Annotated in this window: 15 protein-coding genes; 9 read left to right on the top strand and 6 right to left on the bottom strand. The window is 63.8% G+C overall.

All coding sequences use genetic code 11. The annotated features are described in order from the left end of the window. Positions 1-65: 65 nt before the first annotated feature. The 7 genes from glyQ to QCE58_RS03390 all read left to right on the top strand — a co-directional run bounded on the left by glyQ (position 66) and on the right by QCE58_RS03390 (position 7130). On the top strand, positions 66-1094 hold the full coding sequence (gene glyQ / locus QCE58_RS03420) for a glycine--tRNA ligase subunit alpha (RefSeq protein WP_075583488.1): 1029 nt from the start codon (positions 66-68) through the stop codon (positions 1092-1094). Positions 1095-1111: 17 nt separating this feature from the next. Continuing rightward, positions 1112-3211 carry a glycine--tRNA ligase subunit beta gene (gene glyS / locus QCE58_RS03415; protein ID WP_250520934.1) on the top strand — a complete coding sequence of 700 codons (2100 nt, stop codon included), beginning with the start codon at positions 1112-1114 and terminating at the stop codon, positions 3209-3211. 12 nt (positions 3212-3223) lie between these two features. After that, on the top strand, positions 3224-3796 hold the full coding sequence (gmhB, locus tag QCE58_RS03410; protein WP_008351447.1) for a D-glycero-beta-D-manno-heptose 1,7-bisphosphate 7-phosphatase: 573 nt from the start codon (positions 3224-3226) through the stop codon (positions 3794-3796). A gap of 10 nt (positions 3797-3806) precedes the next feature. Then, complete coding sequence (locus tag QCE58_RS03405) at positions 3807-4580, top strand: 1-acyl-sn-glycerol-3-phosphate acyltransferase (RefSeq protein ID WP_244807695.1); 774 nt, start codon at positions 3807-3809, stop codon at positions 4578-4580. Positions 4581-4662: 82 nt separating this feature from the next. Beyond that, positions 4663-5589, top strand: coding sequence for a M48 family metallopeptidase (locus QCE58_RS03400; RefSeq protein WP_034470804.1), 927 nt, complete (start codon positions 4663-4665; stop codon positions 5587-5589). Positions 5590-5666: 77 nt separating this feature from the next. Next, positions 5667-6053, top strand: coding sequence for a lactoylglutathione lyase (gene gloA / locus QCE58_RS03395; RefSeq protein ID WP_008351454.1), 387 nt, complete (start codon positions 5667-5669; stop codon positions 6051-6053). Between the two features lie 147 nt (positions 6054-6200). Further along, complete coding sequence (locus QCE58_RS03390) at positions 6201-7130, top strand: DMT family transporter (protein WP_008351457.1); 930 nt, start codon at positions 6201-6203, stop codon at positions 7128-7130. Between the two features lie 7 nt (positions 7131-7137). Here QCE58_RS03390 and QCE58_RS03385 read toward each other — a convergent pair whose 3' ends face one another. Next, positions 7138-8151 carry a DedA family protein/thiosulfate sulfurtransferase GlpE gene (locus QCE58_RS03385; RefSeq protein ID WP_008351458.1) on the bottom strand — a complete coding sequence of 338 codons (1014 nt, stop codon included), beginning with the start codon at positions 8149-8151 and terminating at the stop codon, positions 7138-7140. A 151-nt stretch (positions 8152-8302) separates the two neighbouring features. Here QCE58_RS03385 and QCE58_RS03380 point away from each other — a divergent pair, with 151 nt between their 5' ends. After that, positions 8303-9163: an MBL fold metallo-hydrolase gene (locus tag QCE58_RS03380; RefSeq protein WP_250433721.1), complete on the top strand. Its 861-nt coding sequence runs from the start codon at positions 8303-8305 to the stop codon at positions 9161-9163. Here QCE58_RS03380 and QCE58_RS03375 read toward each other — a convergent pair. Then, the gene (locus tag QCE58_RS03375; protein ID WP_033536533.1) at positions 9160-9840 is read right to left on the bottom strand and encodes a FadR/GntR family transcriptional regulator; all 681 of its coding nucleotides are present in this window, start codon (positions 9838-9840) and stop codon (positions 9160-9162) included. The two genes, QCE58_RS03380 and QCE58_RS03375, sit on opposite strands and share 4 nt — an antisense overlap. Positions 9841-9980: 140 nt before the next feature. Here QCE58_RS03375 and dgoD point away from each other — a divergent pair, with 140 nt between their 5' ends. Next, the gene (gene dgoD, locus QCE58_RS03370) at positions 9981-11129 is read left to right on the top strand and encodes a galactonate dehydratase (protein WP_244807694.1); all 1149 of its coding nucleotides are present in this window, start codon (positions 9981-9983) and stop codon (positions 11127-11129) included. 6 nt (positions 11130-11135) lie between these two features. Here the strand turns inward: dgoD and pabB are convergent, their stop codons facing one another. The 4 genes from pabB to grpE all read right to left on the bottom strand — a co-directional run bounded on the left by pabB (position 11136) and on the right by grpE (position 17102). Next, positions 11136-12914, bottom strand: a complete 1779-nt coding sequence (pabB, locus tag QCE58_RS03365; RefSeq protein WP_409014091.1) for an aminodeoxychorismate synthase component I — start codon at positions 12912-12914, stop codon at positions 11136-11138. A 37-nt stretch (positions 12915-12951) separates the two neighbouring features. After that, the gene (gene dnaJ / locus QCE58_RS03360) at positions 12952-14088 is read right to left on the bottom strand and encodes a molecular chaperone DnaJ (protein WP_008351467.1); all 1137 of its coding nucleotides are present in this window, start codon (positions 14086-14088) and stop codon (positions 12952-12954) included. A gap of 244 nt (positions 14089-14332) precedes the next feature. Beyond that, entirely contained in the window at positions 14333-16288 is a 1956-nt protein-coding gene (gene dnaK, locus QCE58_RS03355; RefSeq protein ID WP_008351469.1) for a molecular chaperone DnaK, read from the bottom strand. 211 nt (positions 16289-16499) lie between these two features. Further along, entirely contained in the window at positions 16500-17102 is a 603-nt protein-coding gene (grpE, locus tag QCE58_RS03350; protein WP_008351471.1) for a nucleotide exchange factor GrpE, read from the bottom strand. Between the last annotated feature and the right edge of the window lie 144 nt (positions 17103-17246).

Raw genomic sequence — 17246 nt, 5'->3', positions numbered from 1 at the left:
GGCCGAGCCTCCGAGTCGCGTCGTCACGACGATGGCCGCGCCGCGTTCGCCCGCAAAAGGCAATCATGCTCACTTTCCAGCAAATCATTCTGACGCTGCAGTCCTACTGGAACGAAAAGGGCTGCGCGCTCCTCCAGCCGATCGACATGGAAGTCGGCGCAGGCACCTCGCACGTCCACACGTTCCTGCGCGCGATCGGCCCGGAGCCGTGGCGCGCGGCCTACGTTCAACCGTCGCGCCGCCCGAAGGACGGCCGCTATGGCGAGAATCCCAACCGCCTGCAGCACTACTATCAGTATCAGGTCGTGCTGAAGCCCGCGCCGGAAAACATCCTCGATTTGTACCTCGGCTCGCTCGAAGCGCTCGGCTTCGATCTGAAGCAGAACGACGTGCGCTTCGTCGAGGACGACTGGGAGAACCCGACGCTCGGCGCCTGGGGACTCGGCTGGGAAGTGTGGCTCAACGGCATGGAAGTGACGCAGTTCACGTACTTCCAGCAAGCGGGCGGCATCGACTGCAAGCCCGTGCTCGGCGAAATCACCTACGGTCTCGAACGCCTCGCCATGTACCTGCAGAAGGTCGAGAACGTGTACGACCTCATCTGGACCGAATGGGAAGAAGACGGCCCGAACGGCCGCGAACTGCGCCGCCTCACCTACGGCGACGTGTATCACCAGAACGAGGTCGAGCAGTCCACGTACAACTTCGAGCACGCGAACGTCGATCTGCTGTTCACGTTCTTCAAGAGCTACGAAGAAGAAGCGAAGAAGATGATCGATGCGAAGCTCGCGCTACCCGCGTATGAGCTCGTGCTGAAGGCCGGCCATACGTTCAATCTGCTCGATGCGCGCGGCGCCATTTCCGTGACTGAGCGCGCGGCGTATATCGGCCGCATCCGTGCGTTGTCGCGCCTCGTGGCGCAGGCTTATTACGATTCGCGCGAAGCGCTCGGCTTCCCGATGCTCGGCAATCCGGTCAAGGGCGATCGCGATCTCGTCAGCGACGAGCAGGAAGCGCAGCGTCCGGCATGGGCGCCGCCGCTCAAGGTGGAAAGCACGCCGCCGGGCGAACCCAGCAACAACGAACAGGCTTGACGAGGCTCGCTAGAACAATGACGCAATCCAACCACGCTTCGCTCCTCGTCGAGCTGCTCACCGAAGAACTGCCGCCGAAAGCGCTTGCGCGTCTCGGCACCGCTTTCGCCGATGGCATCGTCGAGCGTCTCGCCGCGCGCGATCTCATCGACGGCGCGCCTTCGTTCGAAAAGTACGCGACGCCGCGCCGCCTCGCCGTGCTCATCCGCAATGTGCGCGATGTCGCGCCGGAAAAGCAGGTGCGCGAGAAAGTCTTGCCGGTAACGGTCGCGCTCGATAAGGAAGGCAACCCCACGCCGCCGCTCGCGAAGAAACTCGCGGCGCTCGGCTTCCCCGACTTTCCCATCGCCGAACTCGAACGCGCGCAGGACGGCAAGGCCGAAGCCTTCTTCCTGCGCTACGCCGCGCCCGGCGCGACGCTCGCCGACGGCCTGCAAGCCGCGCTCGACGAAACCCTCGGCAAGCTGCCCATTCCGAAGGTCATGACGTATCAGCGTCCGGACGGCACCAGCGTGCAGTTCGTGCGTCCGGTGCAGCGCCTGATCGCGATGCACGGCCGCGACGTCGTGCCGGTCAGCGCGCTTGGCGTCGATGCGGGCGATACGACCATCGGGCATCGCTTCATGTCGGAAGGCTTCGTCGCGATCGCTCATGCCGACGACTACGCCGACACCCTGCTCGACAAAGGCCGCGTCGTCGCGAACTTCGACGATCGCCGCGAATCGATCCGCACGCAACTGCAGGCGTTTGCGGGCGAAGATCGCGTCGTGATGCCCGAAGCGCTGCTCGACGAAGTGAACGCGCTCGTCGAATGGCCGGTCGTCTACGAATGCCGCTTCGACGAGGAATTCCTGCAGGTGCCGCAGGAATGCCTGATCCTCACGATGCAGACGAACCAGAAATACTTCGCGCTCACGGACCAGAACGGCAAGCTGCGCTCGCGTTTTCTGATCGTGTCGAATATCGATACGAAGACGCCCGGCGAGATCGTCGAAGGCAACGAGCGCGTCGTGCGCCCGCGCCTCGCCGACGCAAAGTTCTTCTTTACGCAGGACAAGAAGAAGCGCCTCGAAGATCGCGTGCCGCTGCTCGCGAACGTCGTCTATCACAACAAGCTCGGCTCGACGCTGCAGCGCGTCGAGCGTCTCGAAGCGCTCGCGGGCGAAATCGCGCCGATGGTCGGGGTCGATCCCGCGCTGACGCGCCACGCCGCGCGTCTCGCGAAGGCGGATCTGCTGACCGACATGGTCGGTGAATTCCCCGAGCTGCAAGGCACGATGGGCACGTACTACGCGCGTCACGACGGCGAGCCGGAAGAAGTCGCGCTCGCGTGCTCGGAGCATTATCAGCCGCGCTTCTCGGGCGACGAAACGCCGTCGACGGGCGTCGGTGCCGCGGTCGCGCTCGCGGACAAGCTCGAAACGATCGTCGGCATCTGGGGCATCGGGCTCGCGCCGACGGGCGAGAAAGATCCGTTCGCGCTGCGCCGTCACGCGCTGGGCGTGCTGCGCATCCTGCTCGAAAAGAAGCTGCCGGTCGATCTGCGCGATCTCGTCGGCGCGGCGCAACGTCAGTTCGCGGGCATGCCGCAAGTCGCCGATTCGACCGAAGCGGTCTACGCCTTCTTCCTCGATCGTCTGCGCGGACTGTTGCGCGAGCGCGGCTTCGAAGCGAACGATATCGAAGCGGTCCTGAGCCTGAACCCGACGCGCCTCGACGACATCGTCGCGCGCCTCGACGCCGTGCGCGAATTCGCGGCGCTGCCGGAAGCCGCGGCGCTCGCGGCGGCCAACAAGCGCATCTCGAACATTCTGAAGAAGTCGGAGCAAGGCGCGCCTTCGGTGGTCAACAAGGAACTGCTCGTCGAAGCGGCCGAGAAGGATCTGTACGCGCAGATCGAGCAAGTGACGCCGCGCGTGCAAAGCCAGCTCGCCGCGCGCAACTATACGGAGGCGCTCACCGCGCTCGCCGCGTTGCGCGAATCCGTCGATACGTTCTTCAACGACGTGATGGTGAACGCGGAAGACCCGGCGCTGCGCAACAATCGTCTTGCGCTGCTCAACGCGCTGCATCAGCAGATGAACTGCGTCGCCGACATCTCGAAGCTCGCTGCTTAAGAAACGCCGCCCATGGTCATGAACCGCAAACTGGTCATCCTCGATCGCGACGGCGTCATCAACGTCGATTCGGATGCCTTCATCAAGTCGCCGGACGAATGGGTCGCCATTCCCGGCAGTCTCGAAGCGATCGCGCGGCTGAACCAGTCGGGCTATCGCGTGGCGATCGCGTCGAATCAGTCGGGCATCGGGCGCGGTCTATTCGACATGGCCGCACTCAACGCAATGCATCAGAAGATGAATCGCGCGGTCGCGGCCGTCGGCGGGCGCATCGACGCGGTGTTTTTCTGCCCGCACACGGCCGAAGATCAGTGCGATTGCAGAAAGCCCCGGCCCGGCATGCTGCAACAGATCATCGACCGCTTCGAGATCGATCCGGAAGATACGCCGGTCGTCGGCGATTCATTGCGCGATCTCCAGGCGGGCGCGGCGCTCGGCTTTCCCACGCATCTCGTGCTGACCGGCAAAGGCGAAAAGACGCTCAAGGAAGGCCAGTTGCCCGAAGGCACCCTCGTTCACAAGGACTTGCGCGCATTCGCGCTCGATTTCCTCGCGCGGCATCAGGATCGCGCCGCGGCTCAGTAACAGACATTCCATGCGCTTCATCCGTTCGTTGCTGTTGATGCTTTACTTCGTCGTGTACACGGTGCCGTACGCGATCGCCTGCTTCATCGCGTTTCCGTTCATGCGCGCCGACAAGCGCTACTGGATGGCCGCCGGCTGGTGCAAGTCGACGATCGTCGTGCTGCGGCATCTGATCGGCATTCGCTACACGATCGAAGGCATGGAGAACCTGCCGAATGGTCCGGCCGTGCTGCTGTCGAAGCATCAGTCCGCATGGGAGACGCTCGCGTTTCCCGCGCTGATGCCGCGGCCGCTCTGCTACGTGTTCAAGCGCGAGCTGCTCTATGTGCCGTTCTTCGGCTGGGCGCTCGGACTCCTGAAGATGGTGCACATCGATCGCAAGCAGGGCCGCGACGCCTTCGTCTCCGTCACCAGGCAAGGCCGCGCGCGCATGGACGAAGGCGCGTGGATCATCATGTTCCCCGAAGGCACGCGCACACGCGTCGGCAGCCAGGGCAAGTACAAGACCGGCGGCGCACGCTTCGCGGTTGCAACCGGCGCGCCGGTCGTGCCCATCGCGCACAACGCCGGTCACGTGTGGCCACGCAATTCGTTCATCAAATATCCGGGTATAGTCACGGTGTCGGTCGGCAAGCCGATCGATACGGCCGGTCTCACGCCCGAGGAAGTGAACGCGCGCGTCGAAAGCTGGATCGAGACGGAAATGCGCCGCATCGATCCGCACGCTTACGCCGTGTCGAACGCGCAGCCGGCCAAAGCCGGCGCTGCGGGCGCGGGCCGCTGACGCGGCGGCGGTCGATTCGAGCCGAGGCGTGCCCTACTCTTTCTTCTCGTCATTCCTGCGCCGTGAGCGCAAAGCGGAGCCGATGCAGAAAGCCCCTTCGCGACAGCGCCCCGCCGTCGCGCTCGATACCCTGCAACTCGATCTGCCGTTCGAGCATGCGCCGGCTTACTCCGGCGCGCCGCCCGCGAACGGACCGGCTCCGCTGCGCGGCGATGTTCCCCCCGCCGATCCCGTTCCCGTCCTCACGCCCGCTGCACCGAACGCGCCCACCGCACCGCTGCCCGATGGCGTGCGCCTGCGTCGCATCGTGCTCAAAGCGGGCGCGCTCGAATACCGGTTGCGTCGTTCGTCGCGGCGCACGATCGGCTTTTGCATCGACGGAACCGGGCTCGCGATCACCGCGCCGCGCTGGGTGACGATCGCCGATATCGAAAGCGCGATTCTCGACAAGCAGAACTGGATCGTCAGGAAGCTCACCGAATGGCAGACGCGCGTGGAGCAGCGCGCGCTGCCGCGCATCGAATGGAAGGACGGCGCGCAGTTTCCGTTTCTCGGCAAGACGATCAGCGTGTCGCTCAACTCTGCGAGCGCGCTTTCGTTCGATGACGAAACCAGCGTGCTCACGCTTCCGCTGCCAGCATCCGCCGACGCGCAGCAGATCAAGGATCGCGTGCAAGGCTGGCTGCAAAGCGAAGCGAAGCGCATCTTCGGTGCGCGGCTCGCGGTCTATGCGGCGAAGCTCGGCGTCGAGTACCGCGCGTATGCGCTGTCGTCGGCGGCGACGCGCTGGGGCAGTTGCTCCAGCGACGGCAAGATTCGCCTCAACTGGCGGCTCATCCATTTTCCGATGTCGATCATCGATTACGTCGTCGCGCACGAGCTGGCGCATCTGCGCGAGATGAATCACAGCCCGCGTTTCTGGCAGACGGTGGAATCGATCTTCCCCGAGTTCCGCGAGGCGCGGCATACGCTCAAGCATCATCCGCCGGACTTGCTGCCGGCACTGTGAGCGCGGTCAGCGCGTAAAAAGCGCCGACGGTACAATTTCATTCCTGTCCCCGCAAACCTACAAACAGGAATCCCACCATGCGACTCCTCCACACGATGCTGCGCGTCGGCGACCTGCAGCGTTCCATCGATTTCTACACGCGCATTCTCGGCATGCATGTGCTGCGTCAAAGCGAAAACACCGAGTACAAGTACACGCTCGCGTTCGTCGGCTACGGCCCGGAAAGCGAGAACAGCGTGCTTGAACTGACCTACAACTGGGGCACCGACAAGTACGATCTCGGCACGGCTTACGGTCATATCGCGCTCGAAGTCGATAACGCCGCCGATGCGTGCGAGCGCATCCGTCAGGCGGGCGGCAAGGTGACGCGCGAAGCCGGTCCGGTGAAGGGCGGCACGACGGTGATCGCGTTCGTCGAAGATCCGGACGGCTACAAGGTCGAACTGATCGAAAAGCATTCCTGAACCGCGCTCAATCCACGCTTTCAAAGCGCGCGCCGCACGCTCGTCGCGGCGCGCAATCTCCACGGGCTCGTCCCGACCTTTCGTTCATCGCAGCGGTTCGCTGGCACAATCGACGCTCCAGATCAGTGCACGCTTAACCGACAGCCGATGAGCTCGCCATCCCTCTCCCTGCGCCGCGCCCCCGACGCCACCGCCGTCATCGTGATGATCGCCCTCTGCGGCGCGTGGGGATTCCAGCAAGTCGCGATCAAGGAAGCCAACGCCTCGATTCCGCCGATGCTGCAGGCCGGCATCCGCTCGCTGATCGCGACATTGCTCGTATGGGTCTGGACGCGCACGCGCGGCGTGCCGCTCTTTCAGCGCGACGACACGCTGCCCGCCGGACTGCTCGCGGGCGTGCTGTTCGGCGGCGAATTCGTCTGCATCTTCTTCGGCCTGAGTCTCACGACGGCCACACGCATGGCCGTGTTTCTCTACACCGCGCCCTGTTTCACCGCGCTCGGGCTGCACTGGTTCGTCGCGGGCGAGCGGCTTTCGCGCACGCAGTGGAGCGGCATCGTGCTCGCGTTCTGCGGCATCGCGCTCGCGTTCGCGGACGGCTTTCTGCACGGCAATCCGAATAGCGCATCGACGTTGCAAGGCATCGCTGGCGATGCGCTCGGCATCATGGCCGGCATCTTCTGGGCCGCGACGACGGTCGTCGTGCGCGCGTCCGCGCTCTCCCATGCGAGCGCGAGCAAGACGCTGTTCTATCAGCTGGCGGTATCGGCGGTTCTGCTGCTCGTGCTCGCGGCGGGCATCGGGCAGACGCACGTCGAAGCCGTGTCGCCCATAGCGATCGCGAGTCTCGCGTATCAGGCGATCGTCGTCGCGTTCATCAGCTATCTGACGTGGTTCTGGCTGCTCACGCGCTACATGGCGTCGCGGCTTTCCGTGTTCTCGTTTCTCACGCCGATCTTCGGCGTCACCTTCGGCGTGCTCTTGCTCGGCGAGCATTTCACCGCGCGCTTCATGGTCGCCGCCGCGATGGTCCTCGCGGGCATCGCGCTCGTGAACCGGCCGGCGCGCCGCAGCTAGGGTCGGCTCATTCCGGCGCGGTCGCGCGGATCGTCACCATATCGTGATCGATGTCGTCGTGATCGGCGGGCGCGCGCAAGTGCTCGGGCGGAATCGGCTCGGTCGGATAGCCGTGCTTTTCCCACGCATCGAGCCCGCCCTTCAGCGGCCGCACGTGTCTGAAGCCCTTCGCCCGCAATTGACGCGCGATGGTCTTCGCCGTCGCCTCGTTCGGACACACGCAATACACGACGACCTCGTGCTCCGCATACAACTGATCGACGCGATCCGGCGAATCGAGATCGAGCGCGATCGCGCCCGCGATGCGATACGGCTCGCGACGGCGAATGTCCGCCGGACGCGCGTCGTAGATCACGGGTGGCGTGTCGGAGTGCATCATCGCGTCGAGCTGATCGGGCGTGATGTGATACTTCGCGAGCCACTGACGAAACTGCTCGCGCCGGATCCATCGATACAGCACGAAGCCGAGCGCGATGATCACGAGCACGTCGATCAGCGTCGTGCCGTTCGCGCGCACCAGTTCGATGAGCCGGCCGATCTGCGCCTCGAGCGCCGCGCCGCCGAGCATCCAGAAGCTCGCCCACGCCGTCGCGCCGATCAGATCCCACAACACGAAGACGCGCACTTCGATCTGCGTGGTGCCGAGCAGCGGCGCCGACACCAGCCCGAGCCCCGGCACGAACTTCGACAGCGCGAGCAGCGGCACGCCGAAGCGCTCGAACCATCGGCGCGCGGTGCGCAGCGTGGTATCGATCGACAGTGAGAAGCGCACGAGCGAATTGAGAAAGGTGCGGCCGTAGAGACGGCCCGCGGTGAACCACAAGGAATCGGCGATGAGCACCGCGAGCACTGCGGCCACCAGCATTTGCCAGAACGGCACGTTGCCGGCGGCGACGAGCGTGCCGGCGAGAATGAGCATCGGCGCGGCGGGGACCGGCACGCCGAGCTGCGTCGCGAGGACGCTGACGAACACGGCCCACGCGCCCCAGGACGACGCGAGCGCGGTCGGGACGTGCGGCATTCAAACCTCTCGATGGAGCTTTCGCGAAGACGACGGCCGGCGCATCGATGCCCGGCGCAAAGGGTTACACTGTATCGCGATCCTGACAAACACGCCCAATCCATCCGGGCCGCAAAAGCACAGGATCGCGTGACGCACCGGGGGAATCAACGTGCAAGCGATCATTCAGCCCTTCTTCGACATCAACACCGGCACGATGACGTACGTCGTCTACGAAGCGCCCGGCTCCGCCGCGGCTATCGTCGATCCGGTGCTCGACTACGATCCCAAAGCCGCGCGCACATCGACGAATTCCGCCGATGCGGTCGTCGCGTTCGTGCGGGACCAGCGGCTTTCCGTCGAATGGATTCTGGAGACGCACGCGCACGCCGATCATCTCTCGGCGGCGCCGTATCTGAAACGCACGCTCGGCGGGAAGATCGGAATTGGCGAGTCGATACGCACGGTGCAGGGCGTGTTCAAGAAGATCTTCGATCTCGAACCCGAGTTCCAGCTCGACGGCTCGCAGTTCGATCATCTGTTCGCCGACGGCGAGCGGTTCATGATCGGCGCGCTCGAAGCAACCGCGCTCTTCGTGCCGGGACATACGCCCGCCGACATGGCGTATCGCGTCGGCGATGCGGTGTTCGTCGGCGACACGCTCTTCATGCCGGACTTGGGCACCGCGCGCTGCGATTTCCCGGGCGGCGACGCCCGCGCGATGTATCGATCGATTCAGCGCCTGCTCGCGCTCGATCCCGACACGCGGCTTTTCGTGTGTCACGACTATCCGCCGGAGACGCGCGCTCCGCAATGGCAAGCCACGGTGCGCGAGCAGCGTGAGAAGAACATCCACGTCGGCGGCGGCAAGACCGAGGACGAGTTCGTCGCGATGCGCGAGGCGCGCGACGCGACGCTCGGCATGCCGACGCTCATCTTGCCCGCCATTCAGGTCAATATCCGCGCGGGCCACTTTCCCGACGCGGCGAGCAACGGCACGACCTATCTGAAGATTCCGCTGAACGCGTTCTAGCCCTCAATCCGGCCGCGTGTCACACCAAGCAGACCGGCCATCGCGCGGCGCGCGCCGTTCGAATCGCGCGCGATGATCGCTTCGAAAACCGCCGTATGTTCCGCGAGCGACGCGTTGTAGACGTCGGCGCGCTTCGCGTTCAGGCGCAACTGGCCTTCGAGCGTGCGCTCGATCAGCGCGCCGAGCGGAATCAGCAATTCGTTGCTGCACGCGGCGAGCACGCCCAGATGGAAGTCGAGATCGGCGCGCACCCATTCATCGACGTTCTGCGCGTCCGCCATCGCCTGATGCGCGCGCGTGAGTCGTTCGCGCGTGCGTTCTTCGTGGTTGTCGGCGGCGAGCGCGGCGGCGTACGGCTCGATCATCTCGCGCATTTCCTGAAGCTTGAGTGCGAATTGCAGCGGCGGCGCGACGCGCGAGTACCAGTCGAGCATGTCGGCATCGAGCAGATTCCACGCGTCTTGCGCGCGCACGCGCGTACCGACTTTCGGCCGCGACTCGATCAATCCTTTCGATGTCAGCGTGCGCAACGACTCGCGCAACACCGTGCGGCTCACGCCGAAGCGCTCCATCAGTTCCGCTTCGCGCGGCAATGGCGAACCCGGCGCAAAGTCGCCGCGCAGGATCGCCATGCCCAGTTCATGCGTCACACGGCCATGCAGATCGCGGTAAATGATGGTCTCCCTTCATATTTTGAGCACGATTATCGGGCATTCGACTGATGTTTCGTAAGTCCCAATCTTTACGCGAATAATACTATTAATATGCCCAGACATCGCCTTTTTGCTACCATGTAAAACCCTTCAGGAGACGCTCAATGAAAATCACGAAACTCGAGACCTTCATCGTTCCGCCGCGCTGGTGCTTCCTCAAGATCGAAACCGACGAGGGCATCACGGGCTGGGGCGAGCCGGTTGTGGAAGGCCGCGCGCATACGGTCGCCGCAGCCGTCGATGAACTCGCCGACTATCTCGTCGGCAAGGACCCGCGCCATGTCGAAGACTTGTGGCAGGTCATGTACCGCGCGGGCTTCTATCGCGGCGGCCCGATCGGCATGAGCGCGATCGCGGGCGTCGATCAGGCATTGTGGGACATTCTCGGCAAGCATCACGGCGTGCCGGTGCACGCGCTGCTCGGCGGCCAGGTGCGCGACAAGATCAAGGTGTATTCGTGGATCGGCGGCGACCGTCCGAGCGACGTCGCGAACAACGCGCGGGCGGTGGTCGAGCGCGGCTTCAAGGCCGTGAAGATGAACGGCTCGGAAGAGCTGCAGATCATCGATACCTTCGACAAGGTTCAGGGCGTGATCGACAACGTGCAAGCGGTGCGCGAAGCGGTCGGGCCGAACGTGGGCATCGGCGTCGACTTTCACGGACGCGTGCACAAGCCGATGGCAAAAGTGCTCGCGAAGGAGCTCGATCCGTTCAAGCTGATGTTCATCGAAGAGCCGGTGCTTTCGGAAAACGTCGAGGCGCTGCGCGATATCGTCAACCAGACAAGCACGCCGATCGCGCTCGGCGAGCGGCTCTACTCGCGCTGGGATTTCAAGCACATTCTGGCGGGCGGTTACGTCGACATCATTCAGCCGGACGCGTCGCACGCGGGCGGTCTCACCGAATGCCGCAAGATCGCGACGATGGCCGAAGCCTACGATGTCGCGCTCGCGCTGCACTGCCCGCTCGGTCCGATCGCGCTCGCAACCTGTCTGCAGATCGATGCGGTCAGCTATAACGCGTTCATCCAGGAACAGAGCCTCGGCATTCACTACAACAAGGGCAATGACCTGCTCGATTACATCAGGAATCCGGAAGTCTTCAAGTACGAAGACGGGATGGTGTCGATTCCGCAAGGGCCGGGCTTGGGAATCGAGGTGAACGAGGAGAAAGTGCGCGAAATGGCGAAGGTCGGCCATCGCTGGCGCAATCCGGTGTGGCGTCACGCGGATGGCAGCGTCGCCGAGTGGTGATTCTGGCTAACGCTTGAGGCGCGCTTCGACCGCGCCGCGCAGGGCGTTGCTGATCAGCAGGCTCTGCGCGTTGTCGAGTTCGTTCGGCGTAAGCGCGCGTTCGCGCGCGCCGAGTTCTTCCATCAACACCGCGCGCATCACGCCCGGCAGCACGCCGGCATCGATGGGCGGCGTGAACCACTCGCCGTCGAGCTTCACGAACACGCTCGAGCGGCCGCCCTCGGTCAACTCGCCGCGCTCGTTGACGAACAACATGTCGAACGCGCCTTCGGCTTCGGCGGCTTTCCACGCACGATCGTAATCCGCGCGACGCGTCGTCTTGTGTCTGAGCAGCGGATCGGCCGAGCTTTGCGGCGCGAATCCGCGCTCCGAAGCGAGCAGCACGTTCACCGTATCCGATGGCAACGGCGCAAGCGGCGCGCTCGTCATCGTGATGCGCCCGCTCTTGGCCAGCGCGATACGCATTCGATACGGTTTCTGGCCTTCGAAGTCCGCGATATGTTGCGCGGTCTGCTCATGCAACGAAGCTTCGTCGAACGTGAAACCGAGATACGCCGCGCTCGCCTTCAACCGCGCGACGTGGCGCGCGTAATGGCGCACGCCTTCATCGCGTGTCGCGTATGTCGTCTCGAACAGTTCGAAGCCGGGATCCGCGCCCGTCAGAAAACGCGCTTTCAACAGACACTCCTCGTATTCGTCGGCGGCGACACTATCGAGCACGATGCCCGCGCCGATGCCGAGCACGCCGCGCCGCGCGGCCGCATCGACGACGAGCGTACGAATCGCCACCGACATGCAGAAGTCGCCGCTCGCATCGAGCCAGCCGATCGCGCCGGTGTAAAGCCCGCGCGGCGTGCTCTCGATTTCGTCGATCAGTTGCATCGTCCGATACTTCGGCGCGCCGGTAATCGAGCCGCACGGAAAGAGCGCGCGCACGATGTCCGCGAACGACGTGCCGGGTATGACGCGCGCTTCGATCGTCGACGTCATCTGCCACACCGATGCGTACGGCTCGACCGAGAACAGCGCGGGTACGTTGACCGAACCCGTGACCGCCACGCGCGACATGTCGTTGCGCAACAAGTCGACGATCATCACGTTCTCGGCGCGATTCTTCGGGTCGAGGCGCAGCGATTCGGGATCGGCATCCCGCGGCGCGGTGCCTTTCATCGGCCGCGCGCGCAACAGATCGCCATGTTTCTCGACGAACAATTCCGGCGAGCACGACACGACCGACCTGCCGTCCGGCAACGCGATGAACGCGCCGAAATGCACGGCTTGCCGCTCGCGCAATCGCCGATACAGCGCGAGCGGCGTGCCGAATACATCGAAATTCAGCCGATACGTGTAGTTGATCTGATACGACTCGCCTTCCTTCAACGCCTCCTGAACCGTGGCGATGGCCTTGTCGAACTCGTCGCGGGTGACGCTCGGCGCAATGCCCGCGACGCCTGCAACGTCGTCATCGGCGAGCCAGGCGCTCACTTCCTTACGCGACAGAAACACGCACGAGCGAAACATCAGCACGCGAAGCGCCTGATCTTCACCACGCCCGATTTCACCGAACTGGAGATTGCGTCCGAACTCGTAATCCGCGACGACAAGCGCATGCAGGCCGCTCTGCAGATCGCGCTCGATTTCGGCGCAAACGGCATCGAGATCGCGCGCGTTCACGCACACGCGTTCGCGCACGAAGTCTGTGTACAAACGACTCGACCGCCTTTCGGCGGTCGCATCGCAATCGTCGAGCAGCGCGAACACCGCGCTGCGCTCTTCGGTTTTCATCGTCATACCTGCCCGACGTACTACGCACTCGACCGCATCAATCGAAGAAGCTCTTCACGCGGTCGAACCAGCTCTTGCTCTGCGGACTATGCCGCGCGCCACCCTCGACGAGCGACTTCTCGAACTGCTTGAGCAAATCGCGCTGCGCGTCGGTGAGCTTGACCGGCGTTTCCACCTGGACATGCACATACAGATCGCCGGCGATGCTCGAACGCAAGCCCTTGATGCCCTTGCCGCGCAAACGGAACGTCTTGCCCGACTGCGTGCCTTCCGGCACCGTGAAGCTCGCGCGGCCCGCGAGCGTCGGCACTTCGATCTCGCCGCCGAGCGCCGCCGTCGTGAACGGAATCGGCATCTGGCAATGCAGGTCGTCGCCGTCACGCTCGAACACCGAATGCTGCTTGATGTGGATTTCCACATACAAGTCGCCGGCCGGACCACCGTTGATGCCCGGCTCGCCATTGCCCGCCGAGCGGATTCGCATGCCGTCGTCGATGCCCGCCGGAATCTTCACTTCCAGCGTCTTCGTTTCCTTCACCTTACCAGCGCCGTGGCAGTTCGCGCACGGATCGGGGATGTAGCTGCCGCTGCCGTGACACTTCGGGCACGTCTGCTGGATGCTGAAAAACCCTTGCGACATGCGTACCTGGCCCTGACCATGACAGGTCGGGCAGGTTTCGGGCTTCGTGCCCGGCTTCGCACCGGAGCCGTGGCAGACGTTGCAGTTCACCCAGCTCGGCACGCGAATCTGCGTGTCGTAGCCGTGCGCCGCCTGCTCCAGCGTGATTTCCATGCTGTAGCGCAAGTCCGCGCCGCGATACACCTGTGGACCGCTGCGGCCGCGCGCGCCGGCGCCACCCGCCGTCTGTCCGAAGATGTCGCCGAAGATATCGCCGAAGGCATCGGCGAAACCGCCGAAACCTTGCGCGCCCGCGCCCGCCATGTTCGGATCCACGCCCGCGTGGCCGTACTGATCGTAGGCGGCCCGCTTCTGCTGGTCGGAGAGCATTTCGTAGGCTTCCTTCGCCTCCTTGAAATTCTCTTCCGCCTTCTTGTTGTCCGGGTTGCGGTCAGGGTGATACTTCATCGCGAGCTTGCGATACGCCTTCTTGATCTCGTCGTCGCTCGCATTTTTCGCGACGCCCAGAACGTCGTAGTAATCCCGTTTCGCCATGTCGGTTCGATGCCGCCGCGCTTGAGCGCCGCGGTTCCTGTCAGATGCTGCGAGATGCTGCGGATGTCGCTCGCAACCCGCGCGTAAAACTTTTTGCGCCTCGCCAGAAGCAACGCGCCTCTAAAAACAACGTGCCCGGAGAGCCGAAAGGCTCGCCAGGCGCGCTCCACGTCAGACGCCAACGCGTCCCGGTGATACCACCGAAAAGCGCGTGAATGTCGCCACTCACGCGCCCGATTCGGCGTTAGTCCTTCTTCACTTCCTTGAAGTCGGCGTCGACGACGTCATCGTGATGCTGGCTCGCGCCCGCATCCGCCGACGCGCCCGCGCCTGCCGCACCCGCGGCCGCGCTCGCCGCGCCTTGCTGCGCCTGCATGTCGGCGTACATCTTTTCGCCGAGCTTCTGCGAAGCCTGAGCCAGCGCCTCGACCTTTGCTTCGATCGTGGCCTTGTCGCTCGAGCTGCTCTTCAGCGCCTCTTCGAGGTCCTTCAGCGCCGCTTCGATCTTTTCCTTCTCCGAAGCGTCGACCTTGTCACCGTACTCCGCGACCGCCTTCTTCGTGCTGTGAACCAGCGCATCGCCCTGGTTGCGCGCGTCGGCCAGCTCACGCAGCTTGTGATCTTCCTCGGCGTTGGCTTCGGCGTCCTTCACCATCTTGTCGATTTCCGCGTCCGTCAGACCCGAGTTCGCCTTGATGGTGATCTTGTTTTCCTTGCCCGTCGCCTTGTCCTTCGCGCCAACGTGCAGAATGCCGTTCGCGTCGATGTCGAAGGTCACTTCGATCTGCGGCACGCCGCGCGGTGCGGGCGGAATGCCTTCGAGGTTGAACTCGCCGAGCAGCTTGTTGCCGACGGCCATTTCGCGCTCGCCCTGGAACACCTTGATCGTCACGGCGCCCTGGTTGTCGTCCGCCGTCGAATACACTTGCGAGTGCTTCGTCGGGATGGTCGTGTTCTTGTTGATCATCTTCGTCATCACACCGCCGAGCGTCTCGATGCCGAGCGACAGAGGCGTCACGTCGAGCAGCAGCACGTCCTTGCGGTCGCCCGACAGAACCTGGCCTTGAATCGCGGCGCCCACGGCGACGGCTTCGTCCGGGTTCACGTCACGGCGCGGATCCTTGCCGAAGAATTCCTTCACCTTCTCCTGCACCTTCGGCATACGCGTCATGCCGCCGACGAGAATCACGTCGTCGATGTCGCCGACCTTCACGCCCGCATCCTTGATCGCGATGCGGCACGGTTCGATCGTGCGCTCGATGAGCTCTTCGACGAGCGCTTCGAGCTTGGCACGCGTGAACTTGAGGTTCAGGTGCTTCGGACCGGACGCGTCCGCCGTGATGTACGGCAGGTTGATGTCGGTCTGAGCCGTCGACGACAGTTCGATCTTCGCCTTTTCAGCGGCTTCCTTCAGGCGTTGCAGCGCGAGCACGTCCTTGGACAGGTCGACGCCCTGCTCTTTCTTGAACTCGCCGATGATGTAATCGATGATGCGCTGGTCGAAGTCTTCACCGCCGAGGAACGTATCGCCGTTCGTCGACAGCACTTCGAACTGCATTTCGCCGTCCACGTCCGCGATCTCGATGATCGAGATGTCGAATGTGCCGCCGCCCAAGTCGAACACGGCGATCTTGCGGTCGCCCTTTTCGGCCTTGTCGAGACCGAACGCGAGCGCGGCCGCGGTCGGCTCGTTGATGATGCGCTTCACTTCCAGACCGGCGATGCGGCCCGCGTCCTTCGTTGCCTGACGCTGGCTGTCGTTGAAGTACGCCGGAACCGTGATGACGGCTTCCGTCACCGGCTCGCCGAGGTAGTCTTCAGCGGTCTTCTTCATCTTGCGCAGGACTTCAGCCGAAACCTGCGACGGCGCGAGGTTCTTGCCGTGCGCTTCGACCCATGCATCGCCGTTGTCGTGCTTGACGATCTTGTAGGGCATCAGGTTGATGTCCTTCTGCACTTCCTTCTCGTCGAAGCGGCGGCCGATCAGGCGCTTGACCGCGTACAGCGTGTTCTTCGGATTGGTGACCGACTGGCGCTTCGCAGGCGCGCCGACGAGGATCTCGTTGTCATCCATGTACGCGATGATCGACGGCGTGGTGCGCGCGCCTTCCGAGTTCTCGATGACCTTGACCTGATTGCCTTCCATCAGCGCCACGCACGAGTTCGTGGTGCCGAGGTCGATACCGATGATTCTGCCCATTTTTTATCCTCTCCTAGCTTTGATCGCAGTGGCGTTGCGGCCGGCCTTTCGATGCCGGCTTTTGCCGATTTACCGGGCCGAACGCCCAAAATTCATACCTGTACGCAAGATAAGAGCGTCAGTTTCGATTTCAAGACCCTGCAAACGATGCGGTCTATAAGTTTTTTTTGTGCGGCGACCGACACGGCCGGCACGTACGCCGCGAGACCGATTACTTCGGCGCGGCGACGGTCACAAGCGCCGGGCGCAGCACGCGGTCGGCGATGACGTAGCCCTTCTGCAGCACCGTGACGACAGTATTCGGGTCTTGTTCCGCCGGAACCATCGAGATGGCCTGATGGCGATGCGGATCGAATTTTTCGCCGACCGGGTTCACCGCGATCACGCGGCCTTTCTCCAACGCGCCCGTCAGTTGACGCAGCGTCAGTTCGACGCCTTCGCGAACCTTGGCGACATCCGTCGACTGGTCGGCGAGCGCGGCTTCCAGGCTGTCGAGCACCGGAAGCAGGTTCTCCGCAAAATTTTCGATGGCGAATTTATGCGCCTTCGCGACATCTTCCTGACTGCGGCGGCGCACGTTCTCGGTTTCGGCCTTCGCGCGCAGGAAGTCTTCCTTGAGCGCGGCGATGGTGGCCTGCGCTTCGGCGAGCGCAGCTTCGGCCTCATTCGGCGCGGCTTGCGGCGCGGCGGCGGCATCAGCCGGTGCGCCTTGGGACGCGGGAGCCGCCGCGCTGGTCGGGTCGGCGGACTGGCGCGCGTTATCGTCGGCGGGCGTTGCGTTCTGGCTCGCTGGATTCTCTTGCGTGTTTTCCATGTCGCTGAATATGTATTGCAGTGAGTTGAATCGGCTGCGAAAGCGGCCAGACCGAAAGTCGGACGCATTTTTCGCACTAACGGCCGAAATGAGGGCGCCGAAAGCTTTTTCAAGCCTTCGAAACGGTTTTTCGGACAAATCTCG

It is taken from the genome of Caballeronia sp. LZ028 (assembly GCF_031451415.1).
Lineage (GTDB): Bacteria > Pseudomonadota > Gammaproteobacteria > Burkholderiales > Burkholderiaceae > Caballeronia > Caballeronia zhejiangensis.
Note: the sequence above shows the minus strand (reverse complement) of the source record. Positions and strands in the feature narration are given on the sequence as shown.

Bases quoted from the DNA above. Each gene is read 5' to 3' on its own strand.
- glyQ (WP_075583488.1), top strand. From the start codon at position 66: ATGCTCACTTTCCAGCAAATCATTCTGACGCTGCAGTCCTACTGGAAC.
- glyS (WP_250520934.1), top strand. From the start codon at position 1,112: ATGACGCAATCCAACCACGCTTCGCTCCTCGTCGAGCTGCTCACCGAA.
- gmhB (WP_008351447.1), top strand. From the start codon at position 3,224: ATGGTCATGAACCGCAAACTGGTCATCCTCGATCGCGACGGCGTCATC.
- QCE58_RS03405 (WP_244807695.1), top strand. From the start codon at position 3,807: ATGCGCTTCATCCGTTCGTTGCTGTTGATGCTTTACTTCGTCGTGTAC.
- QCE58_RS03400 (WP_034470804.1), top strand. From the start codon at position 4,663: ATGCAGAAAGCCCCTTCGCGACAGCGCCCCGCCGTCGCGCTCGATACC.
- gloA (WP_008351454.1), top strand. From the start codon at position 5,667: ATGCGACTCCTCCACACGATGCTGCGCGTCGGCGACCTGCAGCGTTCC.
- QCE58_RS03390 (WP_008351457.1), top strand. From the start codon at position 6,201: ATGAGCTCGCCATCCCTCTCCCTGCGCCGCGCCCCCGACGCCACCGCC.
- QCE58_RS03385 (WP_008351458.1), bottom strand. From the start codon at position 8,151: ATGCCGCACGTCCCGACCGCGCTCGCGTCGTCCTGGGGCGCGTGGGCC.
- dgoD (WP_244807694.1), top strand. From the start codon at position 9,981: ATGAAAATCACGAAACTCGAGACCTTCATCGTTCCGCCGCGCTGGTGC.
- pabB (WP_409014091.1), bottom strand. From the start codon at position 12,914: ATGAAAACCGAAGAGCGCAGCGCGGTGTTCGCGCTGCTCGACGATTGC.
- dnaJ (WP_008351467.1), bottom strand. From the start codon at position 14,088: ATGGCGAAACGGGATTACTACGACGTTCTGGGCGTCGCGAAAAATGCG.
- dnaK (WP_008351469.1), bottom strand. From the start codon at position 16,288: ATGGGCAGAATCATCGGTATCGACCTCGGCACCACGAACTCGTGCGTG.
- grpE (WP_008351471.1), bottom strand. From the start codon at position 17,102: ATGGAAAACACGCAAGAGAATCCAGCGAGCCAGAACGCAACGCCCGCC.